Source organism: Caryophanon latum, assembly GCF_001700325.1.
GTDB classification, from domain to species: domain Bacteria; phylum Bacillota; class Bacilli; order Bacillales_A; family Planococcaceae; genus Caryophanon; species Caryophanon latum.
Window position 1 is genome coordinate 1 of sequence record NZ_MATO01000064.1, and the last position, 19,000, is coordinate 19,000.

Here is a 19,000-nt window from a genome sequence, read left to right on the forward strand (position 1 = left end):
TCGCTGGAGTCCGCCTCTCGTTTCAAGCAACTTTTATACGTCAACCCCAGCTTACGGTGATGAACCTATTTATTTTCATTTTGCCGCTGAAAGCAACCGATGCAGCTGTATACGAGTGGCTAATGAATAGACCTGTTCTTGTATTTAATTTTGTTTTAAATGCGCAATGTAACGCCAGCGAATTAAATAGTAGTAAATGACTTGAATGACGATTAACGATATAAATCCAATCATTACTTCATCGACAATCGAGATGTTCACAAAATGCTCAAGCAATATGTTAAAGCTAATGAGCACGATGCTACTATGCGCAAAGGCGACAATCCACGGTAAGAAAAACTGCGGCATTAAATGACGATCGACTAAACGATGCATCTCCTGCTCCGTTAAGCCCATGCGCTGCAAAACATCGAAATGCTTTTGGCTGCGCTCTAAATCCGCATACATTTTAAAGTAGACGAAGCTTCCGGCTGCGAGTAAAAATACCGCCGCCACGAGCAGCACAATTAATGTAAATAACGAATATGTCGCAAGAACGAACGAATAATTGAGTCCTGCGTTTTCGAAATAAAATGGCAGTTCATAGCCATACGGATTGCTATCCTCCTCATCGACCATCGCATCGATCACAACACCGACGTCCTCAAGTTCCATCCATTGTGGCACATCAAACGTGTACAAACGATATGCCGATTGCTCAAATGTTGTGCCAATGAGTGGATAATGTATTTTCATAAAATCTTCATCGCTTACGATAATCGAGTTGTTGCTGACGAAGTTTCCTGGGAAAATAAACTGCGGGTACACGCTGTCAATGACGAGCGGAATACCGTTTTCCTTTAGCACAGTACGCACCGTATGATTGCTCAGCTTTGCAATCGCATCTTCTGAATACGGAATAAACATTGCCTCACCTGTATCGAGCGTGACGAGTGGATAGCCGAGTGCAAATAGCAAATGGTTAATTTCTGATTCACGAAACACTTCCACTTCATATTTCGTGTACGATGACGTTTGCTGAATGACCGTAAAGCGCGATAAATTGTATGACAGCCCTTCCGCTTCTAGCTGATTGCGCAGCGACGCGATATGTTGCCCTTCATACGGATTATCGATCGTACTTTTGTACACCATGCCGAGTGGATTTAAGCGCTCATATTGCGTCGTGTACGAGGCGACCGCCGCGAGCACACCAATCGTTAAAAACGTCAGCGTCGACACAAGTGTAATGACGAAAAACATACGCACGTTCGTACGAATTGTATGAATCATTTCAGACAATGAAACGACAAATGAGCTGCGCCAATATCGCCGCTTATTTAAACGAAAACGTTCCAGCACGTACGGCAGCGTATCACTAAATAAATAATACGTACCAAGTATGCCAACGATCGGCACAAGTATAAGGAGCGCGCCACTTTCCGTCAGCGCACTAACAATTAAACCTCCGTAGCTAAATACGATAAGCCCAATGCCGTACAGCGCACGAAGCAACGTCACTTCTTGCAGCTTCTCATCGCGCTCTTTTAATAAATCAATTGTGCGTCGTTTACGCTGCGTTGCAATGCTTACATACGCCACGACGATAAACGCCGCTAAAAACACGCCAACCGTCAATAAAAATGGCTGCCATGCAAAGTACATATTCAGCTCATCTAAGCGCAAAATTTCGCGCACAATCATAAAGAAAAAGCGCGTAAACGCAAAACCAAAGCCAATGCCGACGACAATTGATGCAATACCAATTAGCATCGTTTCTAAAAAGACGAGCCGCCCGAACTGCTTCTCATCCATCCCTAAATGAAACAGCACGCCGAACTCCTTCGCCCGCGCCTCTAAAAATGCACTCATTGAATAAAATAAAAAGAACAAGCTGAAAATGATGAGTACTGCCTCCGCTACAACCATGCCAAATAGCGACATAAAGCCGAGTATACTTTCATCAATATTTGGATGAAACAGCAGCATCGAATACATAAAGAAGACGAGCACTGAAAAGCAGCTCGCCATAAAAAACGCCGCGTAAATTCGGCTATTGCGGATGACGTTGCGATACGCGAACTGACGAAAGGTCACCGACGCCACCTCCAAGTAAACTAAGCACATTTAAAATGCGCTGGAAAAACGTTTGTCGACGCTCATCCTTATAAATTTCATTAAAAAACTGTCCATCTTTAATAAACAACACACGATCGCAATAGCTCGCTGCAATCGGGTCGTGCGTTACCATAATAATTGTCGCCTGCTGCTGCTCGTTGACGTGACTTAGCAACTCTAACACCTCACGCGACATATTCGAATCTAAATTACCTGTTGGCTCATCCGCTAAAATAATCGATGGGCGATGAATGAGCGCGCGTGCAATCGCTGTACGCTGCGCCTGTCCACCTGAAATTTCATTCGGACGCTTATGTAATAGCTCCGTTAATCCTAAGCTTATTGCGAGCGCATCGACACGTTTTTGCATTTCGTCGACGTCGTAATCATCAAGCGTCAATGGCACGACAATATTTTCTTCGACCGTGAGCATTTGCAATAAATGAAAATCTTGAAAGATGAAGCCGAGCTTACGTCGACGTAAATACGCGAGTTCATTTTTCGTCAATGTTGCCGGACGAATACCTTCGATCATAATGTCGCCTGCTGTTGCTGTGTCGATCGTCGAAATCATATTTAATAGCGTCGTCTTCCCGCTACCAGACGGCCCCATAATCGCTAAAAACTCGCCTTTTTCCACTTCTAAATTTAACTGGCTAATCGCTCGGTGCGTCACTTTCCCTTCATACACTTTCGTAACGTCCTTTAATTGTAAAATTGCCAACTGCTTCACATACTTTCTGTTAAAATCCATGGCATCACTGCTTCAAAGCTAATTTCAATAACCATATCCCCCATTTGTCGTGGCATGTCACTAAAATCTGCTGTTAACGACAAGCAAAACATATCGAGCACGACGTCCCACGCGTCAAAGTCGCCCATCATGACTGCTCCTTGCACGTAAAACATGCCGGTGTACAACATTTTTGTATTGTTCTCGACTGGCAACGCACTAAATTGAAACGGCTTGCGATTATCAACGCCGAGTCGCTGCAAAAGCGTCTGCATATCGGCCGCTTCGTATTTTAGCACTTGGATGAAGTTACTTAATGCCGCATCATCTTCATGCAAAGGCGGCAATTCCTCGTAAATTTTCGCGGTCGTTACTTCATCTACGAGCAAATACCATTGCTCTACTTGTAATTCCTCCATATACTGCCCCCTTTTTAAGTTCGCCATAGTACGTTTCATTATTACGTTTGAAATCGTAACGTGACGCTCGTTCCTACGTTCACTTCCGACTCGATAATAAGTTCATGCCCTAGCTTTAGCGCCACCTCATGTGCTAAATAAAGCCCCATTCCTGTTGATTCGCCCGTTTTACGCCCATTTTCACCCGTGAAAAACGCTTTCGTAACGCGCGATAAATCCGATTTCGGAATACCGATCCCTTCATCTCGCACGATTAAATCGATGCCGCTTTCATGTTCGACAGCGAATATGTACACTTTCTTTTGCGGCTCAAACGTATATTTCACCGCATTCGTAATGAACTGCCCGACGATAAACTTTAGCCACTTTGAATCTGTTGTAACGATGAGTGACTCTTCTATGTCGACTTGCGGGAAAATGCGTTTCGTAATGAATAAACGTTTATGCTCGTTTACTACTGCGCTAACGATTGACTTTAAATCGACCATTTCTACTTGTAAATCTTCCTCGAATTTTTCAAGACGTGCATTCATAAGCACCATTTCTAGCCCGTTTTTTAAACGCTCTACTTCCTCGCGCATCGACTGGCGATCGACCTCTTCCTCCTGCAATAGTAGCTCAATGACCGAAATTGGCGTTTTCATTTGATGTACCCATTGATTCATAAACTGGTCGTGGCGGTCTTTATTCGCATACAACGCTTGCACCTCAAACTGGTAAATGCGATATAACTGCTGCACGTATTGCTCGACTTGCTGCGACTCCGGTGTACGTGCACTTTTATGTAGCGCATCCTCCATTTTTGTCGGCGGTGTCGTCATTTTAGTGTAATAACGTAAACGCAACACATAACGCGTAGCTAAAAACGACGTCATAAGCAGCAGCGACATACCGAGCGCATAAAACGCCGTCGATAAATCTCGAAAGCCTTCTAACCAATAAATCGTCAGCATAAAGCACGCAATCATAATTTGCAAAATGATGTACATCATATGCTCACGTAAAAATAACTGCACATTCATTACAGCTCATCCTCATGCAGCATGAAGCGATACCCTGCCCCACGCACTGTTTCGATGCTTGAGCGCACGTCATAATCGAGCAGCTTTTTGCGCACGCGCGTCATGTTGACGTTTAGTGTGTTTTCATCGACGAACGATTGGTCATCCCATAACTCCTCTAAAAGCTGTTCGCGACTAACAACCTTTTGTGCATTGCTCATTAGCAAACTTAAGACGATACATTCCTTCTTTTGCAGCGGCACGATTAAATCGCCTTTATGTAGCTCCATGCGCTCTAGTAACAGCTGCAGCTGCCCCGCTTGCACAGTGCGCTCCTCCTGCTTCGGTGCGTATTCGCCATACGTGCGACGTAAATGACTGCGAATTTTCGCCAACACAATTTCATAGTTAAATGGCTTCGTAATAAAATCATCGCCCCCATTTTCAAGCGCGAAAATTTGATCCATCTCACCAGAACGTGCGGAGATGAAAATAATCGGGCACGTCGTTTGCTGACGCAGCTGACGACACCAATAATAGCCATCATATGCTGGTAAATTAATATCTAATAAAATTAAATGTGGTTGAAAGGCAATTACTTCTTGCAGCAATTGCTCAAAATCTTCTATAACCTCGACTTGATACTGGTACTTACGTAGTGTATCGGCTAACAGCGAGGCAATTTTATGATCGTCTTCTACGATGAAAATACGATGCTGTTCCATGTCCTCACTCCTTCCTAGTTCTTCTTCTATTGTACACTATGTCGCAAATGGTCTGTATGTTTTTGACATACAAAAAAGCATCTGTAACAGCAGACGTATTGTCCATTACAGATGCTCCTCTTTGTATGAAACATGACGCGCATCTATCGAAAAAGTTCTTCGTACATGCACGCTATTTAGCTTTTAGTTTTTCTAAGCCGACTAGCATTAATGCCACAACAAGTGCCGTCACAACAGTGCTAAATGACTGCGGCAATTGACGTCCCTCTCCGATAATAATTTTCACTAAATCTGCCATCGGTCTTTGTACGACATCACCAACTGTAATCGCACATATAATAAAGAAAAAATAAATGACGAACTTCAAAATACGTCGACCCCCTCTACTAAATTCATTCTCGTTTATTATACGAGGGGATTTTCAGAAAAGAAAGCACCGACGCATAAAACACTCGTCACCAATTTTGCCAACGATCCCAAATATCTTGGTCGTTATCTTTACGCTTGTAATCAATTGTACGTTCGATAAATGCGGCAAGCTGGGCACGCGTAATCGGGGCGCTTGGTGCGAATTCTCCTTTTGTCGTCGTAATGCCGAGTGCCCCAAGCGTTCCGATATAACGGTAGCTCCAGTTGCTCGACGAAACGTCTGTAAATGTCACGATGCCACTGCTTTTTAAGTGAAATGCTTCGACTAAAATTTTCGCCATTTGCTGACGTGTTAACGGCTCAGCTGGTTTAAATTGCGTGCCGTTTTCAAACACCTCTTTGTTCGTCAATGCGGCAATCGCACCATAATGTCCGTTTGATTTTGTGACGTCACGATAAAGCGGCGGCGTCACATTCGTTTTATTTAAGCGTAGCGCATTCGCAATAATCGTTGCAGCTTGAGCACGCGTTACTTGCTGTTGTGGCTTAAACGAACCGTCCGCATAGCCGTTAATAATGTTATGTCTTGCTAATTTTTCAATCGGTGTGGCGTACCACTGAGACGAATCAACGTCTGTAAATGCTGCACTTGTTGGCTGACTGCTTGCTCCTATTATAATGGTCGCAGCAATGGCGACGATGGCATTCCTCCATTTCATGTACTTCACGCTCCTTCATATTGTTTACACATTACCACGATTCATGAAGCGCTAAAACAAAAAGAGCGAAATGTCACGAAGCTGTAAAACGCTCGTAACATTTCGCATCTATTTAATAAATAACTTTTAAAAAGTCCTCGATTGTAATGCCACCGAAATATGTCGGAATATCGTACGCAGCTAACGCCTCCGCGATCGCTTCACGGTTATATTTCACACCTTGTAATGCGCTCGCAATTTCCGCTACGTCGCCAACACCGAAAAAGTCACCGAAAATTGTTGCCTCTTCGATTACCATTCCTTTGCTCACTTCAAGACGAATGTCGATGCCGCCTGATGGGAAACGATGCGTCTTTTGAATGTTAAAGCGCGGTGAACGTCCGTAGTTCCACTCCCACGTTTGATAGCGCTCCTTCGAAATTTCATGAATGTTCGCCCAGTCCTCTTCCGTCAGCTCGTAATATTGAATGTTTTCTTCGCCACCGAAAATCGAATTTAAAATTTCTGCACGGAACTGCTCAACCGTAATTTTTTTATCCTCTGGCAATAAGTCTAAAATGTTCGCAACACGTGAGCGCACCGACTTAATTCCTTTTGATTCGATTTTGTCCTGCTTCACCTTCAACGAGTTTACGACCGCATCGATATTTAAGTTGAACATGAGCGTGCCGTGGCTAAACATGCGTCCGCGCGTTGAGTATTGCGCGTTGCCTGACACTTTACGTCCTTCTGCTAAAATGTCGTTACGCCCTGATAGCTCCGCCTTAACGCCCATTTTTTCTAAAGCATCAACAACTGGCTGCGTGAACTTTTTATAGTTTGAGAAGCTGTTGCCGTCGTCCTTCGTTAAAAAACTGAAGTTTAAATTGTTTAAATCGTGATACACTGCACCACCACCAGATAGGCGACGCACTACTTTAATGCCGTGCTCCTCGACGTAGTCCGTATTAATTTCTTCAATTGTGTTTTGATTTTTACCGATAATGATTGATGGCTCGTTAATATAAAATAGTAAATAGTCGTCCTTTTCAATATCCATATTGCGCAGCACGTATTCTTCAATCGCTAAATTGACGCGTGGATCGGTAATTCCTTTGTTATCAATAAAATACATAACGTTCATCCCTTCAACATTTGTTCACATTTTTATGCTCGCTCACTTTGCTAAAAAAACGTTGCTATAGCAAGCTTTCTTCCCTTATTTATCTTACTCTACTTTGCTCATTCTCACTACTGCGAAAGCTTATTTTCAGAATTAACTGAAAAATTTATTAAGTTTTTTTGTTTTTATTGTTGACGTTTGCAAACTGTTATAATACACTAAGAACAACAAAAACAGTTTATAGTACAGATTGGTACTTAAAGGAGGCAAACAAGATGTTAGAAAACGTAGTAGAATTTTTCAAAAACTTACCAGCAAAAGTATGCACTGAGTGTGGCGAAAAAATCGACGAGCAAAGCGAGTGCTACCACAACACTTGTGACAAATGTAACTGCATTTAAGCTCCAATCGTAGTAGACTGCTATTTGTCCGGGAATCTCGACATTTATACTTTTCATCTTCACATGAAAATTTAATTGCTTACACACACACTTACCAGCTGCTCTCGGTAAGTGTTTTTTTTGTGTACTAATACAGCTATTCCATTCTTCTGTATTAGTACAGATTTTTTCTACTTCATCCCCTCCGCCTTACATGATCTCAGACTTAAGACGTAGAACAATTTACAATTTGCGCCCGTTTAGCTCGCTTACAAAACTCGATATGATAAGAGCAACACATAACGAAGGGAGAAATGAGCATGGCAACATTGTTAAAAGTTACAACGTTTAGCTTCATTACATTGTGCGTTCTCGCCGTTGCAGGTCCGGTACTTGCGGCATTGCTACTATGCGGGGCAATTACAGCAATCGGCATCCACTACTTCACGAAAAGCAAATCCATTTTCGGGCAAATTATTTGGGGATCTGTCGCTGCAGTCGGCGCACTCGCTGCAATAAGCAACATTCCAGGGCTTGTCATTGCCGCTATCATCGCCGCACTATATTACGCCTACAAAAACGATTCATTCACATTTACGCAAACGAACGATCCATTCGATAACTTCGAACGCGAATGGGCAAAAATGAACAACTAAGGAGACATTCACAATGAAATTTTTCAAACGATTACGCTATACAATTGAGGCAGATATCGCGAGCTTTTTAGAACGCCGCGAACGCAAAAATCCAGTCGCACTACTGCAACACTTTTTACGTCAAGCAGAGGCGCAAACGAAAGAAACGGAGCAATGTTTACAACGTCAACAGCAATTAAAGGAACAATTCGCTGCGCAGCTAAAAGACAACGAGCGCTTATTACAAAAACGTCGTGAGCAGCTAGCGTTAGTCGAGCTTGCTAGTGAAGCGGACTTACTGGCGTTTGCACAACAGGAAGTCGCAGCATATGAGGCGCGTGCGAATACGTTAGCACAATCATTAGCACAAGCGGAGCACGATTACTTTGAGCTTGAACAAAAATACGAGCAAATGAAACATAAGCTAAAAGATATGCAAGTGCGTCAACTTCAACTCATGGGGAAAGAAAACGTCGTGCGTGCGCATCATAAAATGAACACTGTCATGAGCACACATACAGCAGGTGATGAAAGCTTTGCTGAAATGGAAAACTACATCGACCGACTAGGCGACAACATCGAAGCAAATTATTCAGTAACGACGTTTGAGCATCGCCTCGAGCAGTTAGCAAAGGATGCCGCGCTTTCGAAATAGTTGTACAATCATATAAGAAATGAATTATAAGGTGTGCTACAAGTCCGTATTGGCTTAGCACATCTTTTTTACAATACGAACGAAAGGAGTGTACGTATGAAGAAATTTTTGCAAAAGCCTGTTACGGTTATTGCCGCAATAACGCTGCTCATTACATCGGTAAACAACTTATTTGACTATGGCTTCAACGGCTCGCTTATCATTGCAGTATTCGTTGGCTACATCGGACTTACGAATAATAAGCGCTTCCTTATTTGGTTCGCGGCGTTTTGTATGATCGTTGCGTTTATGTCGATGCCAGTCGTGCGCGTCATCGGCTATACGATTGCACTCGGTATCGTCGTCTATAGCGCCATGTCATATTACCGCGCACAATCCAAAACGAAGCTTACGAGTTTGCATTACACAAAGCACACTCAACTTGCAACCGCAACGGACGATTATCAATGGCAAGACTATGCGGTGCAACGAGCATTTGGCAACGTGCACATCGACTTAACGAAAACGATTTTACCGGTTGGCACGTCGTTTCTGTCGGTGCGTCACGGCGTCGGGAAAGTGACGGTCGTCGTGCCATTTGAAATCGGGCTGCGCATTCAAGCATCTACATGTATTGGATCGACCGCCATTTTAGATGAGCCGCGCAAAACAATGAACGAAAGCGTTATGTATGAGGAAGGGCTCCATTTACAACGCGTCGTCTTGCTGCATATACTTAGTCTAACAGGTGAAATTGAGGTGATTCGCCAATGATCGCATTTTTCAATCGCCTATTGATCGTCGGCTGTTTAACGGTCATCTTTTTACTCGCCCTCGCCTTAACGCTTTTTGGTGATAGCACATATCCGCATTGGGAAACGGTACTTCGGATTGTCGAGTCATTTTGGGCAAACAATCCTACAATGTCCGTTGCATTCGCCGGTACGCTCGTGTCGTTTATATTCGTAATGGCAAGTTGGATGACGATTCAAATTAAAATGCGCGACACTTCGGCTGCACGTAACGTCAAAAAAGTGCTCGATCCGACGAAGCCGCTTGCTGCTAAACGCCTGCCAAAATCATTGCGCAAGCCGCTTCTTCAGCTAGAGGATACACTTAGTACGCAGCGAAAAAGCTTGCATCGTTTAGCGAATGAGCGCATTCAGCTTGAAGATGAGCAAATTCAAGAAAAAATTATTATCGAGCGTCAGCGTTTAGCACGCGAGCTGCACGATTCAGTGTCGCAGCAACTATTCGCCGCGTCGATGATGTTGTCAGCGTTGAGCGAGCAGCACGTACCACAGCCAAAAACGGTCGCACAAATTGAAAACATCGTCCAGCAAGCACAGCTCGAAATGCGCGCGTTGCTCCTTCATTTACGTCCGGTCGCACTACGCGATAAAACGCTCGCACAAGGACTTCGTGAACTGATCGTCGAGCTAGAGCAAAAAGTGAACGTCTTAATAGGCTATCAACTTGAGGAAATCCCACTCTCAAAGGCGCAGGAAGACCATTTATTTCGCATTGCACAAGAGGCGATTTCAAATACGCTACGCCACGCAAAGGCAACGGAAATTGAACTGCTGTTTATACAGCGAGATGAGCGTGCTATTTTGCGTATTCAAGATAACGGTGTCGGCTTTAAACATGAGGATCGCGCACAAAAATCGACGTCGTACGGGCTGCAAAATATGGTCGACCGCGCCATTGAAATTGGATGCGTCTGTAAAATTGTTTCGGTACCTGGAGATGGTACAATTGTAGAAGTTCAAATTCCGCTAGAGGTGATGTCATGATAAAAATAGTAGTTGCTGATGATCACGAAATGGTGCGCATCGGCGTCTGTGCCTATTTAAATGCGCAGCCGGATATGGAAGTCATCGCAGAGGCGACAAACGGACGTGAAGCGGTTGAACAAGCATTGCTTCACCGCCCCGATTGCATTTTAATGGATTACGTCATGCCCGAGCTAAACGGTGCCGAGGCATCAACCGAAATTTTAGCAGCATGGCCAAATGCGCGCATTATGATGGTAACGAGCTTTTTAGATGATGATAAAGTGTACCCTGCGCTTGAAGCAGGTGTCATTAGCTACATTTTAAAAACGTCAAACGCAAAACAAATTGCAGAGGCGATTCGTCAAACGGTACAAGGGCAATCAGTCGTCGAGCCAGAAGTGACACAAAAAATGATGCAGCGTATGCGACGACCTGCTGAACCTGCACTGCACGAGCATTTGACAGAGCGCGAAATCGAAGTGCTCGAGCTTCTTTGCAAAGGGCGCACGAACCAAGAAATTGCCGATGAGCTATTCATCGCACTGAAAACGGTGAAAACGCATGTAAGCAATATTTTAAGCAAGCTCGGCGTCCAAGACCGCACACAAGCTGTCGTCTATGCGTTTTCGAATAAGCTATTTAACTAACAGAGACATAAAAAAGTGCTATCAAGAAATTCGTCCTTGATAGCACTTTTTTATGTGTAGCACGTTTACGCTTCAACGAACGTCTCACCGATCGTCTGCTCATGCTTTTGTAACTGTTTGAACTTCACGATAAAGTATACGTACGTTAAGACGATACACGGAAGCGTAAACAATGTAATGATGAGTGCACTGTTTGCGAGCACCGTCATATCCCCTGTTGAAATTACCGCTCGGAACGCTTCTACTGAATACGTCATCGGCAATGCGCCGTAAAACTTTTGCAGCGCCGACGGAATTAATTCAATCGGGAATGTCCCCGCACTTGTAACGAGCTGAATAATTAACACGACGAGCGCCATAAATTTGCCGACATCGCCAAGCCACGTTACGAGCATTTGCACGATTGAAATAAACGCCATACTTGCAAGTGTACTTAAACCGAATATGAGCCACGGATGCTCGACGTCTACTCCGATTGCAATCACGACAATCGTCACGAACGCTGATTGCGCTAAAGTAATGAGCAGCAGCACGCTCATTTTACTAACGAACCAAGCTGTACCACTCGTCGGGCGTCGATATGCTTTTACGTAATCGTAAATTTGAGCGATGAGCAAGCCACCAACTGCGAGCCCGAGTGAAATGAAGTACGGTGCAAAGCCTGTACCGTAGTTTGGCACTTCGTTATATACCGTTTTCGACACTTCAACAGGTGACGCCATCATATCGTACGTATTGTCAGTCGGATTGATGCTGCCTGCTTCTTCTTTTGCGGTCGTCAATTCGTCTGAGAACGTCGTTGTTCCTTCTGCCAATTTCGCTGCACCGCTCGCTAAGTCCGCGCCACCTTGTGCTAAGTCGCCTGATTTCGACGTTAATTCGCTCGTGCCGTTTACGAGCTCGGTCGTGCCGCTTGCTAAATCCGTTAACCCGCTCGTTAAATCGGTCGCACCTGTTTTTGCGGAAACGACGCCGTTTACGAATTCACCCATTTTGCTGCTCATCGTCGCAAGCCCTGCTGCTAAATCGTTCGCACCGCTCGCTAACGTATTGGAGTTTTGCACAACTTGCTGCAAACCGTTAAACGCATCTGTATAACTTGCCGTTAATTGCATTGCGTTCGCTGCAAGCTCCTCTGTACCGGTTGCTAAGCGCGCGGTACCATCTGCTAAACTAGCAGCTCCTGTTTGTACAGTTGCAGCACCTTCTGCTAAGCTGCTTGCACTAGTTGCTAGCTCGTTTACACCGTCTGCTGCTTTTGCTGCACCTGCTGCTAGCTCAGTAGCGCCGTCTGTTACATGTTGTGCGCCTTGTGCGACTGTGCTTGCGCCTGTTTGTAACTGTGATGCACCTTGCGCAACTGCTTTACTGCCCGCTACTAGCTGTTCCACTGTCGCCGCGAGTGTGCCGTATTGCGCTGGTGGCAATGCCGCTTCAAGCTGTGCGATTTGCTGCTGTAGCGCTACTAAGCCGTCTTGCACTTGTACTGCACTAGTTGTGACATCTGTTGCACCTGCTGCTACACCGCTTGCACCTTGCGCTAAATTTGTCGCACCTGCTTGTAAGTTTGCTGCACCGTCTGCTAACTGTGCAACACCTGTAGATGCTTCTGCTGCTCCTGCTGATAAATCGGTTGCGCCCGTTGCTACTTGTGCAACACCGTCAACAACTTGTGTCGCACCGTCTTGCAGCGCTGTTGTCGAATCGGCAATCGTTTGTACGCCGTCATGAAACTGCTGTTGCTTTTGCTGTAGCGTATTATAGCCTGCTGCTACTTCGCTGACACCATTTGTATACGTTGTAACGCCGTCGTTCAATGAAGCTGCTCCTGTTGATGCATCTATTACGCCGTCTTGCAGCTGCGAGCTACCTATCATAAGCTCTGTTAAGCCGCTCACTAAGCTAACCGCACCGTCTGCAGCTTTTTTCGCGCCGTCTTGTAACGTTAGCGTACCTTCTGCTAACGTCACTGTGCTCGATGCAAGCTGCTGTAAATAGCCTTTTAAATCGGTTGCGCCATTTACGACAGTTAACGCGCCGTCGTTTAACTCAACAGCACCATTCGTCGCTTCCTCTACACCGTCCCCGAGCTGCACGATTGCGTTAAATAGCTGCTCGGCATACGTGCGTGCGACTTGCTCATTCACTTCATCACGAATTTTGTTAACCGCTGTCTCCCCAATTTGACCGCCTAAAAAGTTTTGCCCTTCGTTTGCGATATAGTTAATCGTTAGCTTTTGAGGATGATCATCTAAAAGTGTCGTCGCGTGCTTTGAAAACGTTTGAGGAATTTCAATAATTAAATAATAATCCCCTTTATTTAATCCTGCCTGCGCCTGCTCAGACGACACTTCCTCAAAATGAAACGTTTCGCTCTCCATCAACTTTTCAACGAGATCATCGCCTAAATGTAACGTTTCTCCTTCAAAGCTATAGGCAACATCATCATTAACAATCGCAACTGGCAATGCATTTAAATTGCTGTACGGGTCCCAAAACGCCCATAAAAATAAGCCCGTATACACAATCGGTAGCACCATAATCGCTAAAATAGCAGCGATCCCTTTTGGCGTACTCAATATGTTTTTCCATTCAGATTTGAACAACGTACTCGCCCTCTTCCATTTCGTATACCGGATGACCAAAATGTTCAATTGGTCATTTTACTGTAAAAAAGAAACTTGCACGTGACAAGTTACTTTTCAATCGCTAATCCTCTAAAAATCGTTTCTTTAAATAGCTGCCAAATGCGCTCCTCCGGCAACGGCTCGTCGTGTACTTCTTGCCAATCGACGACGAATGCTAAATACGATTTTAATAACAAGTACGCAACCATTTGCGCATCGCATTCGCGCACTTCGCCTTTTGCAACGCCGGCTTCAATGCGGCTTGCTACGTACGATACAATTTCTTCTTCGATTGCCATGATCATTTGCTTTACAGCTGGTGTGCGCAGCGCCTTTTCTTCTTCTACGAGTTTCGCAAACAGCAAATGCTGCTCGCGAAATTGTAGCATTTTCATCATCGCGCGCTGTGCATTGTCCATTAATGAAAGCGCCGGGTCAAGCACTGCATCTGCCTCGACTTTCATTTCACGAATGAGCGTTAGCACGATGTCGTTAAACAGCTCTTCTTTATTGTTAAAAAACGTATAAATCGTTCCTTTACCGACGTTTGCAATTTTCGCTACTTGCTCCATCGTCGTCGCCTTGTAGCCAAACATCGTAAAGCAGCTTGTAGCAGCACGAATAATTTCTTGCTTGCGGTCCATGTACAGACCCCCTCTGACCAAACTTTCATTTCGGTCACAATTGTACGCTTTTTATGAAATGCATGCAACTACTTTCGCTCCGTCATCGAGCCTTTATAATCGTCATCTACATTTGCGCTTTGCAGATCAACATCGCCTACGATAAGTTGCTGCTTCGGCATGACGTGTAAGCCTCGCGCTGTCGTGTGCGCAAACATGTAATATACACCTGCTTCATCAAACGTGTGCGCTACTTCGTAAATGCCATCTTCTACATACTGTGCATCGATATGTATAGATTCCGTTGATTTCCCCGCCTGCCATACTTCAAATACGACGCTATCGGCATCCTCCACAATGTCCTCTGCCTGCGTAAGTGCAACTGATAATGTCACATCGCCTACTGGTACTTCAAGCGGCGTTAAAAATGTCACATCAATCATTTCCATTTGCTCTGTATACGAGGAAGATACCGCTTCGGAATCACCGCATGCCGCAAGTAACCACGTCGCTAATAATAATCCACTCCATTTACGTTTCATGTCATCTCCTCCATATGCTTCATTTCCTTAAGTGTACGATGAATACACCGCTTTTACACGATATTTCCTATAAAAAAACGTATTTTTCTTATTTGTAATATTACTGTGACAATAGTAAAAAACCCGTAAACAATTTCGTTTACGGGGAATGAATTATGCATCTGTATAATCTGCCTGTAACAGCTTCGTTAAAATACGCTTGGCCATCGCTCGTCCTTGTGCAACGCAGCTCGGAATGCTGACACCTTCGTACGAACTACCTGTCACATGTACAGTCGGCAATAACTTCGCTAAATTTTGTTGAATCGCTTGGACTGCTTCTTCATGCCCAACGACGTATTGCGGCATCGCTTCTTTCCAACGCGATACGATCGTTAGCAGCGGCTGGCCTGTTAAACCAATCGCTTCCTCTAAATCACGCAGTACAATCTTTTCAATTTCAGAGTCCGATAGCTCAACCATTGTTTCATCGCCGACGCGCCCTAAATAAACGCGCAGTAACGCTTGATCGTCCGGCGCTACACCGTCCCATTTATTATGTGAAAATGTACAAGACGTAATCGCATAGCTTGAGTTACGCGATACGAAAAAGTTGATTGCTTCCTCGTACTTTTGAATTTGTTCCTTTTTAAACGCTAACGTCACGGTCGCAATCGTCGCGCTTTTCACCGGCTGAATATCATCAAAAATCCGTTCACATTGCAGCATTTTTTTCGCTGCCGCAAATGGCGTTGCGACAATCAACTCGTCTGCCGTTAGCTTCTCACCGTTATTTAAATGCAACACGACACCGCTTCCTGTTGATTCAACTTGCTCCACACGCACACCTTTACGCAGCGTATTTGGTGCTAAGCTTTCCTCAAGCGATTCCACTAACGTTTGTAAGCCACGCTCGAACGTTTGATATACGCCGCGCTGATGACGCACCTCGTTTGGTAAAAATAAAATTTCTGTCTTCTTTAAACCTTTTAATAAACTTCGATGCTCTGCTTCTAGGTCGTATAGCTCCGGGAACATCGAGCGCATGCTTAATTGGTCAATATCACCTGCAAACGTACCTGCAAGCAATGGCTCAATGAAGTTTTCAACGACTTCTGTACCGACGCGACGCTTGAAAAACTGCGCAACGGATTCATCTTGCTGCTCGCCACGCGGTAGTACAATGTCTCGCATCGCTCGTAACTTCCCACCGAGTGACAATAAATTCGTCGTCATAAACGATGGATTGTCATTGCTCGTGCGGCTCACTGTAAAATGATTCGGCACTGGATGTAGCTCTCCATGAACAGCGATATACGAATCACCGATATTGTTATACATCATTTTTGAGCGAATGTATAAATCTTGTGCTAAGCGCTCAACATCACCGTGCTGATCGTAAAATGATTCAGGGCCGCGCTCGATAATGTATCCATCTTGGCGCAGCGTTTCAATTTTACCACCTGTACGTAATGACGCATCAAGCAGCAACACTTCTACCGGCAGCTTCTCTTCGCGCACTTGCTTTTGCATATAAAACGCGGTCGTTAGCCCAGTAATCCCTGCACCAATAATAACAACCTTCCTCTGTTTATTTGTCACTCTCATCATCACTTTCTGTTTCGCACGTAATTATTTTGCTTCTGTCACTTTTCGACGAATGTCGACGAATCACAGAAACAGAGGAGGTATGTCGTCTACATGTCACATGCTCATAGGAAACCGCCACTTGTTCTTTTGTTTCGGCGGACGCTTTCCGCAGGCGCGGCTTCAACTAATTTTTGTCGGGCAAGCCGCCAAAAATGGATTTTCTGCTCGTGCTGTTCCTGCTGGAGTCGCCGCCTACACGTCCGAACAATAATTCGCTACTTCCTTATTTACATTGAGCTATTGAATATAACGTGACATATCCAACTGTATTACATAGCTCCTCATCTTATGTTTATGCGTTTAATTTGTCATGAATGGCATCTACCATTGCATCAATAAATAATGGGTGTGTGTTTGGCATCGTTGGACGGTAATAAGCCGCACCGATGTCATCGCACACTACTTTACATTCAATGTCGTTATCGTATAGCACTTCTAAATGCTCTGTTACGAAGCCAACTGGCGTGTAAATAAATGACGTGTAGCCTTTTTGCTCAAATAGCTCGCGCGTTAAGTCTTGCACGTCTGGTCCTAGCCACGGCTCTGGCGTTTGACCAGCTGATTGCCAGCCAACTTCGACGTTAACGATGTCTGACGCTTCTTCAATTAAGCGAGCTGTTTCGATTAATTGTTCCTCGTACGGGTCGCCTGCTAGCTTAATTTTTTCTGGTAACGAGTGGTTCGATACGATTAAGCATGCTTTGTCTTTGTCTTCGATTTTCGCAAGCTCACCGTTTACTGCATCTTTCCAAAACTCGATAAACTTCGGCTGCTTGTACCAAGATTCTACCGACGTTAATGACAGGTTCGCGCCAAGCTTTTCGATATGCGCTTGTGCACGACCGTTGTAAGATTTGATTGAGAACGTCGAGAAGTGCGGGGCAAGTACGATAGATACCGCTTCTGTAATGCCTTCTGCGACCATCGCCTCCACTGCATCTTCTACAAACGGCTCGATATGCTTTAAGCCGATAAATACTTTATATTCTACTTCATCTTGCACTTCGTTTAAACGCGCACATAATGTGTTCGCTTGCGCCTCTGTCATTTTCGCAAGTGGTGAAATGCCGCCGATTGCACGGTAGCGCTCTGTTAAGTCATCAATATGCTCCTGCAAAGGTTTACGTCCGTGACGAATGTGTGTGTAGTAGCGCTCGATGTCTTCTTCTTTATACGGCGTACCGTATGCCATCACTAATAATCCACGTACTGGTTTCATATTCATTCACCTCTATTGTTGTTGTGCGCGTACTTGTGCGCTATATTCGTGTACAAATGTCGTTAAACGTTTTAATACGTCTGGGTTTACTTCTGGGAATACACCGTGACCTAAGTTGAAAATGTGCCCGCTTGCGTGAACACCTTGGTCAATAATGTCTTTTGCACGCTTTTCGATCACTGACCAATCCGCAAGTAAAAACGATGGGTCTAAGTTACCTTGCACTGGCTTCGTAATGCCGCGCGCAATCGCATCTTTAATCGGTAAGCGCCAATCAAGACCGACAACGTCAATCGGTAAGTCGTGCCATTCGTTCGCTAAGTGAGATGCACCTACGCCGAACTGAATGAGCGGCACGTTTAATTTGCGTAGCTCGCCAAAAATGCGCGTCATGACCGGCTTAATGAATACGCGGTAATCCTCTACATTTAAAGCACCTACCCATGAATCGAAAATTTGAATCGCTTTAGCGCCTGCTTCTACTTGCGCTGTAATGTCGGCAATGATCATATCGGCAAGCTTATCCATTAACATAAACCAAACTTGCGGCTGTGACACCATGAATGATTTCGTTTTGTTGTAGCTGCGAGATGGTCCGCCTTCGATCATGTAGCTTGCTAGCGTAAACGGTGCACCGCCGAAGCCGATAAGCGGTACGTTCAGCTGCTCCTTCGTTAACATTTCAATCGTTTCAAGTACGAACGGTGTATGCTCTTTTGCGTTAAATTCGCCAAGGCGCTCTACATCAGCTGCTGTACGAATCGGATTTGAAATGACAGGACCTACGCCTGCTTTAATTTTTACGTCCACACCGATGCCAGGTAAAGGTGTTACGATGTCTTTATATAAAATTGCTGCGTCTACGTTGTAGTTCTCTACTGGTAAGCGCGTTACATACGCACATAGCTCTGGCTGCTGCGTAATTTCTTCTAATGAGTATTTTTCTTTAATTGCGCGGTATTCTGGCTGTGAACGTCCGGCTTGGCGCATGTACCATACTGGTGTATGCTCGACTGCCTCACCTCGTGCAGCACGTAATAATGTATCGTTGAATGTTCCCATTTGTAGAACGCTTCCTCTCAAAATGTAGTCAAAACCCGCTTATAATGATATCCTCCATC

General features: G+C 44.7%; 20 protein-coding genes. 6 read left to right on the top strand and 14 right to left on the bottom strand.

All coding sequences use genetic code 11. The features are described from left to right. Positions 1 to 144: 144 nt before the first annotated feature. The 8 genes from A6K76_RS13940 to lplA form a co-directional block, all read right to left on the bottom strand. Positions 145 to 2,076, bottom strand: coding sequence for an FtsX-like permease family protein (locus A6K76_RS13940; protein WP_066466153.1), 1,932 nt, complete (start codon positions 2,074 to 2,076; stop codon positions 145 to 147). Continuing rightward, positions 2,033 to 2,821 carry an ABC transporter ATP-binding protein gene (locus A6K76_RS13945; RefSeq protein WP_066466261.1) on the bottom strand — a complete coding sequence of 263 codons (789 nt, stop codon included), beginning with the start codon at positions 2,819 to 2,821 and terminating at the stop codon, positions 2,033 to 2,035. The genes A6K76_RS13940 and A6K76_RS13945 overlap by 44 nt, the downstream gene beginning before the upstream one ends. A gap of 5 nt (positions 2,822 to 2,826) precedes the next feature. Beyond that, positions 2,827 to 3,249, bottom strand: a complete 423-nt coding sequence (locus A6K76_RS13950; protein WP_066466154.1) for a hypothetical protein — start codon at positions 3,247 to 3,249, stop codon at positions 2,827 to 2,829. 41 nt (positions 3,250 to 3,290) lie between these two features. Beyond that, positions 3,291 to 4,271: a sensor histidine kinase gene (locus tag A6K76_RS13955; protein ID WP_066466156.1), complete on the bottom strand. Its 981-nt coding sequence runs from the start codon at positions 4,269 to 4,271 to the stop codon at positions 3,291 to 3,293. Further along, positions 4,271 to 4,975 (bottom strand): response regulator transcription factor, encoded by a 705-nt coding sequence (locus tag A6K76_RS13960; protein ID WP_066466158.1) that lies wholly within the window; start codon positions 4,973 to 4,975, stop codon positions 4,271 to 4,273. Before A6K76_RS13960 ends, A6K76_RS13955 begins: the two co-directional genes overlap by 1 nt. Before the next feature lie 172 nt (positions 4,976 to 5,147). Then, positions 5,148 to 5,342 carry a hypothetical protein gene (locus tag A6K76_RS13965; protein ID WP_066466159.1) on the bottom strand — a complete coding sequence of 65 codons (195 nt, stop codon included), beginning with the start codon at positions 5,340 to 5,342 and terminating at the stop codon, positions 5,148 to 5,150. Positions 5,343 to 5,430: 88 nt separating this feature from the next. Then, positions 5,431 to 6,063: an S-layer homology domain-containing protein gene (locus tag A6K76_RS13970; RefSeq protein WP_066466161.1), complete on the bottom strand. Its 633-nt coding sequence runs from the start codon at positions 6,061 to 6,063 to the stop codon at positions 5,431 to 5,433. A 112-nt stretch (positions 6,064 to 6,175) separates the two neighbouring features. Further along, positions 6,176 to 7,177, bottom strand: coding sequence for a lipoate--protein ligase (gene lplA, locus A6K76_RS13975; RefSeq protein WP_066466166.1), 1,002 nt, complete (start codon positions 7,175 to 7,177; stop codon positions 6,176 to 6,178). 263 nt (positions 7,178 to 7,440) lie between these two features. Between lplA and yhfH the strand changes: the two genes are divergently transcribed. From yhfH to A6K76_RS14005, 6 genes are all read left to right on the top strand, one after another. Then, positions 7,441 to 7,566 (top strand): protein YhfH, encoded by a 126-nt coding sequence (gene yhfH, locus A6K76_RS13980; RefSeq protein WP_066466168.1) that lies wholly within the window; start codon positions 7,441 to 7,443, stop codon positions 7,564 to 7,566. 299 nt (positions 7,567 to 7,865) lie between these two features. Then, positions 7,866 to 8,201, top strand: coding sequence for a lmo0954 family membrane protein (locus A6K76_RS13985; protein ID WP_066466170.1), 336 nt, complete (start codon positions 7,866 to 7,868; stop codon positions 8,199 to 8,201). 13 nt (positions 8,202 to 8,214) lie between these two features. Beyond that, complete coding sequence (locus tag A6K76_RS13990; RefSeq protein WP_066466172.1) at positions 8,215 to 8,835, top strand: PspA/IM30 family protein; 621 nt, start codon at positions 8,215 to 8,217, stop codon at positions 8,833 to 8,835. A 96-nt stretch (positions 8,836 to 8,931) separates the two neighbouring features. After that, on the top strand, positions 8,932 to 9,588 hold the full coding sequence (gene liaF / locus A6K76_RS13995) for a cell wall-active antibiotics response protein LiaF (RefSeq protein WP_066466174.1): 657 nt from the start codon (positions 8,932 to 8,934) through the stop codon (positions 9,586 to 9,588). Next, positions 9,585 to 10,610: a sensor histidine kinase gene (locus A6K76_RS14000; protein WP_066466175.1), complete on the top strand. Its 1,026-nt coding sequence runs from the start codon at positions 9,585 to 9,587 to the stop codon at positions 10,608 to 10,610. Before liaF ends, A6K76_RS14000 begins: the two co-directional genes overlap by 4 nt. Then, positions 10,607 to 11,239 (top strand): LuxR C-terminal-related transcriptional regulator, encoded by a 633-nt coding sequence (locus A6K76_RS14005; RefSeq protein ID WP_066466176.1) that lies wholly within the window; start codon positions 10,607 to 10,609, stop codon positions 11,237 to 11,239. The genes A6K76_RS14000 and A6K76_RS14005 overlap by 4 nt, the downstream gene beginning before the upstream one ends. Before the next feature lie 65 nt (positions 11,240 to 11,304). On the opposite strand, the gene A6K76_RS14010 is transcribed toward A6K76_RS14005, so the two are convergent. The 6 genes from A6K76_RS14010 to hemE all read right to left on the bottom strand — a co-directional run bounded on the left by A6K76_RS14010 (position 11,305) and on the right by hemE (position 18,941). Further along, positions 11,305 to 13,845, bottom strand: coding sequence for a YhgE/Pip domain-containing protein (locus A6K76_RS14010; protein ID WP_066466177.1), 2,541 nt, complete (start codon positions 13,843 to 13,845; stop codon positions 11,305 to 11,307). Positions 13,846 to 13,934: 89 nt separating this feature from the next. Continuing rightward, a complete protein-coding gene (locus A6K76_RS14015) occupies positions 13,935 to 14,510 on the bottom strand; it encodes a TetR/AcrR family transcriptional regulator (protein WP_066466178.1) in 576 nt (191 codons plus the stop codon). 68 nt (positions 14,511 to 14,578) lie between these two features. Beyond that, positions 14,579 to 15,031, bottom strand: coding sequence for a FixH family protein (locus A6K76_RS14020; RefSeq protein ID WP_066466179.1), 453 nt, complete (start codon positions 15,029 to 15,031; stop codon positions 14,579 to 14,581). Between the two features lie 153 nt (positions 15,032 to 15,184). After that, positions 15,185 to 16,618, bottom strand: coding sequence for a protoporphyrinogen oxidase (hemG, locus tag A6K76_RS14025; protein WP_342669514.1), 1,434 nt, complete (start codon positions 16,616 to 16,618; stop codon positions 15,185 to 15,187). A gap of 334 nt (positions 16,619 to 16,952) precedes the next feature. Then, positions 16,953 to 17,879, bottom strand: coding sequence for a ferrochelatase (gene hemH / locus A6K76_RS14030; protein ID WP_066466182.1), 927 nt, complete (start codon positions 17,877 to 17,879; stop codon positions 16,953 to 16,955). A 12-nt stretch (positions 17,880 to 17,891) separates the two neighbouring features. Next, positions 17,892 to 18,941 (bottom strand): uroporphyrinogen decarboxylase, encoded by a 1,050-nt coding sequence (hemE, locus tag A6K76_RS14035; RefSeq protein WP_066466183.1) that lies wholly within the window; start codon positions 18,939 to 18,941, stop codon positions 17,892 to 17,894. Positions 18,942 to 19,000: the final 59 nt, after the last annotated feature.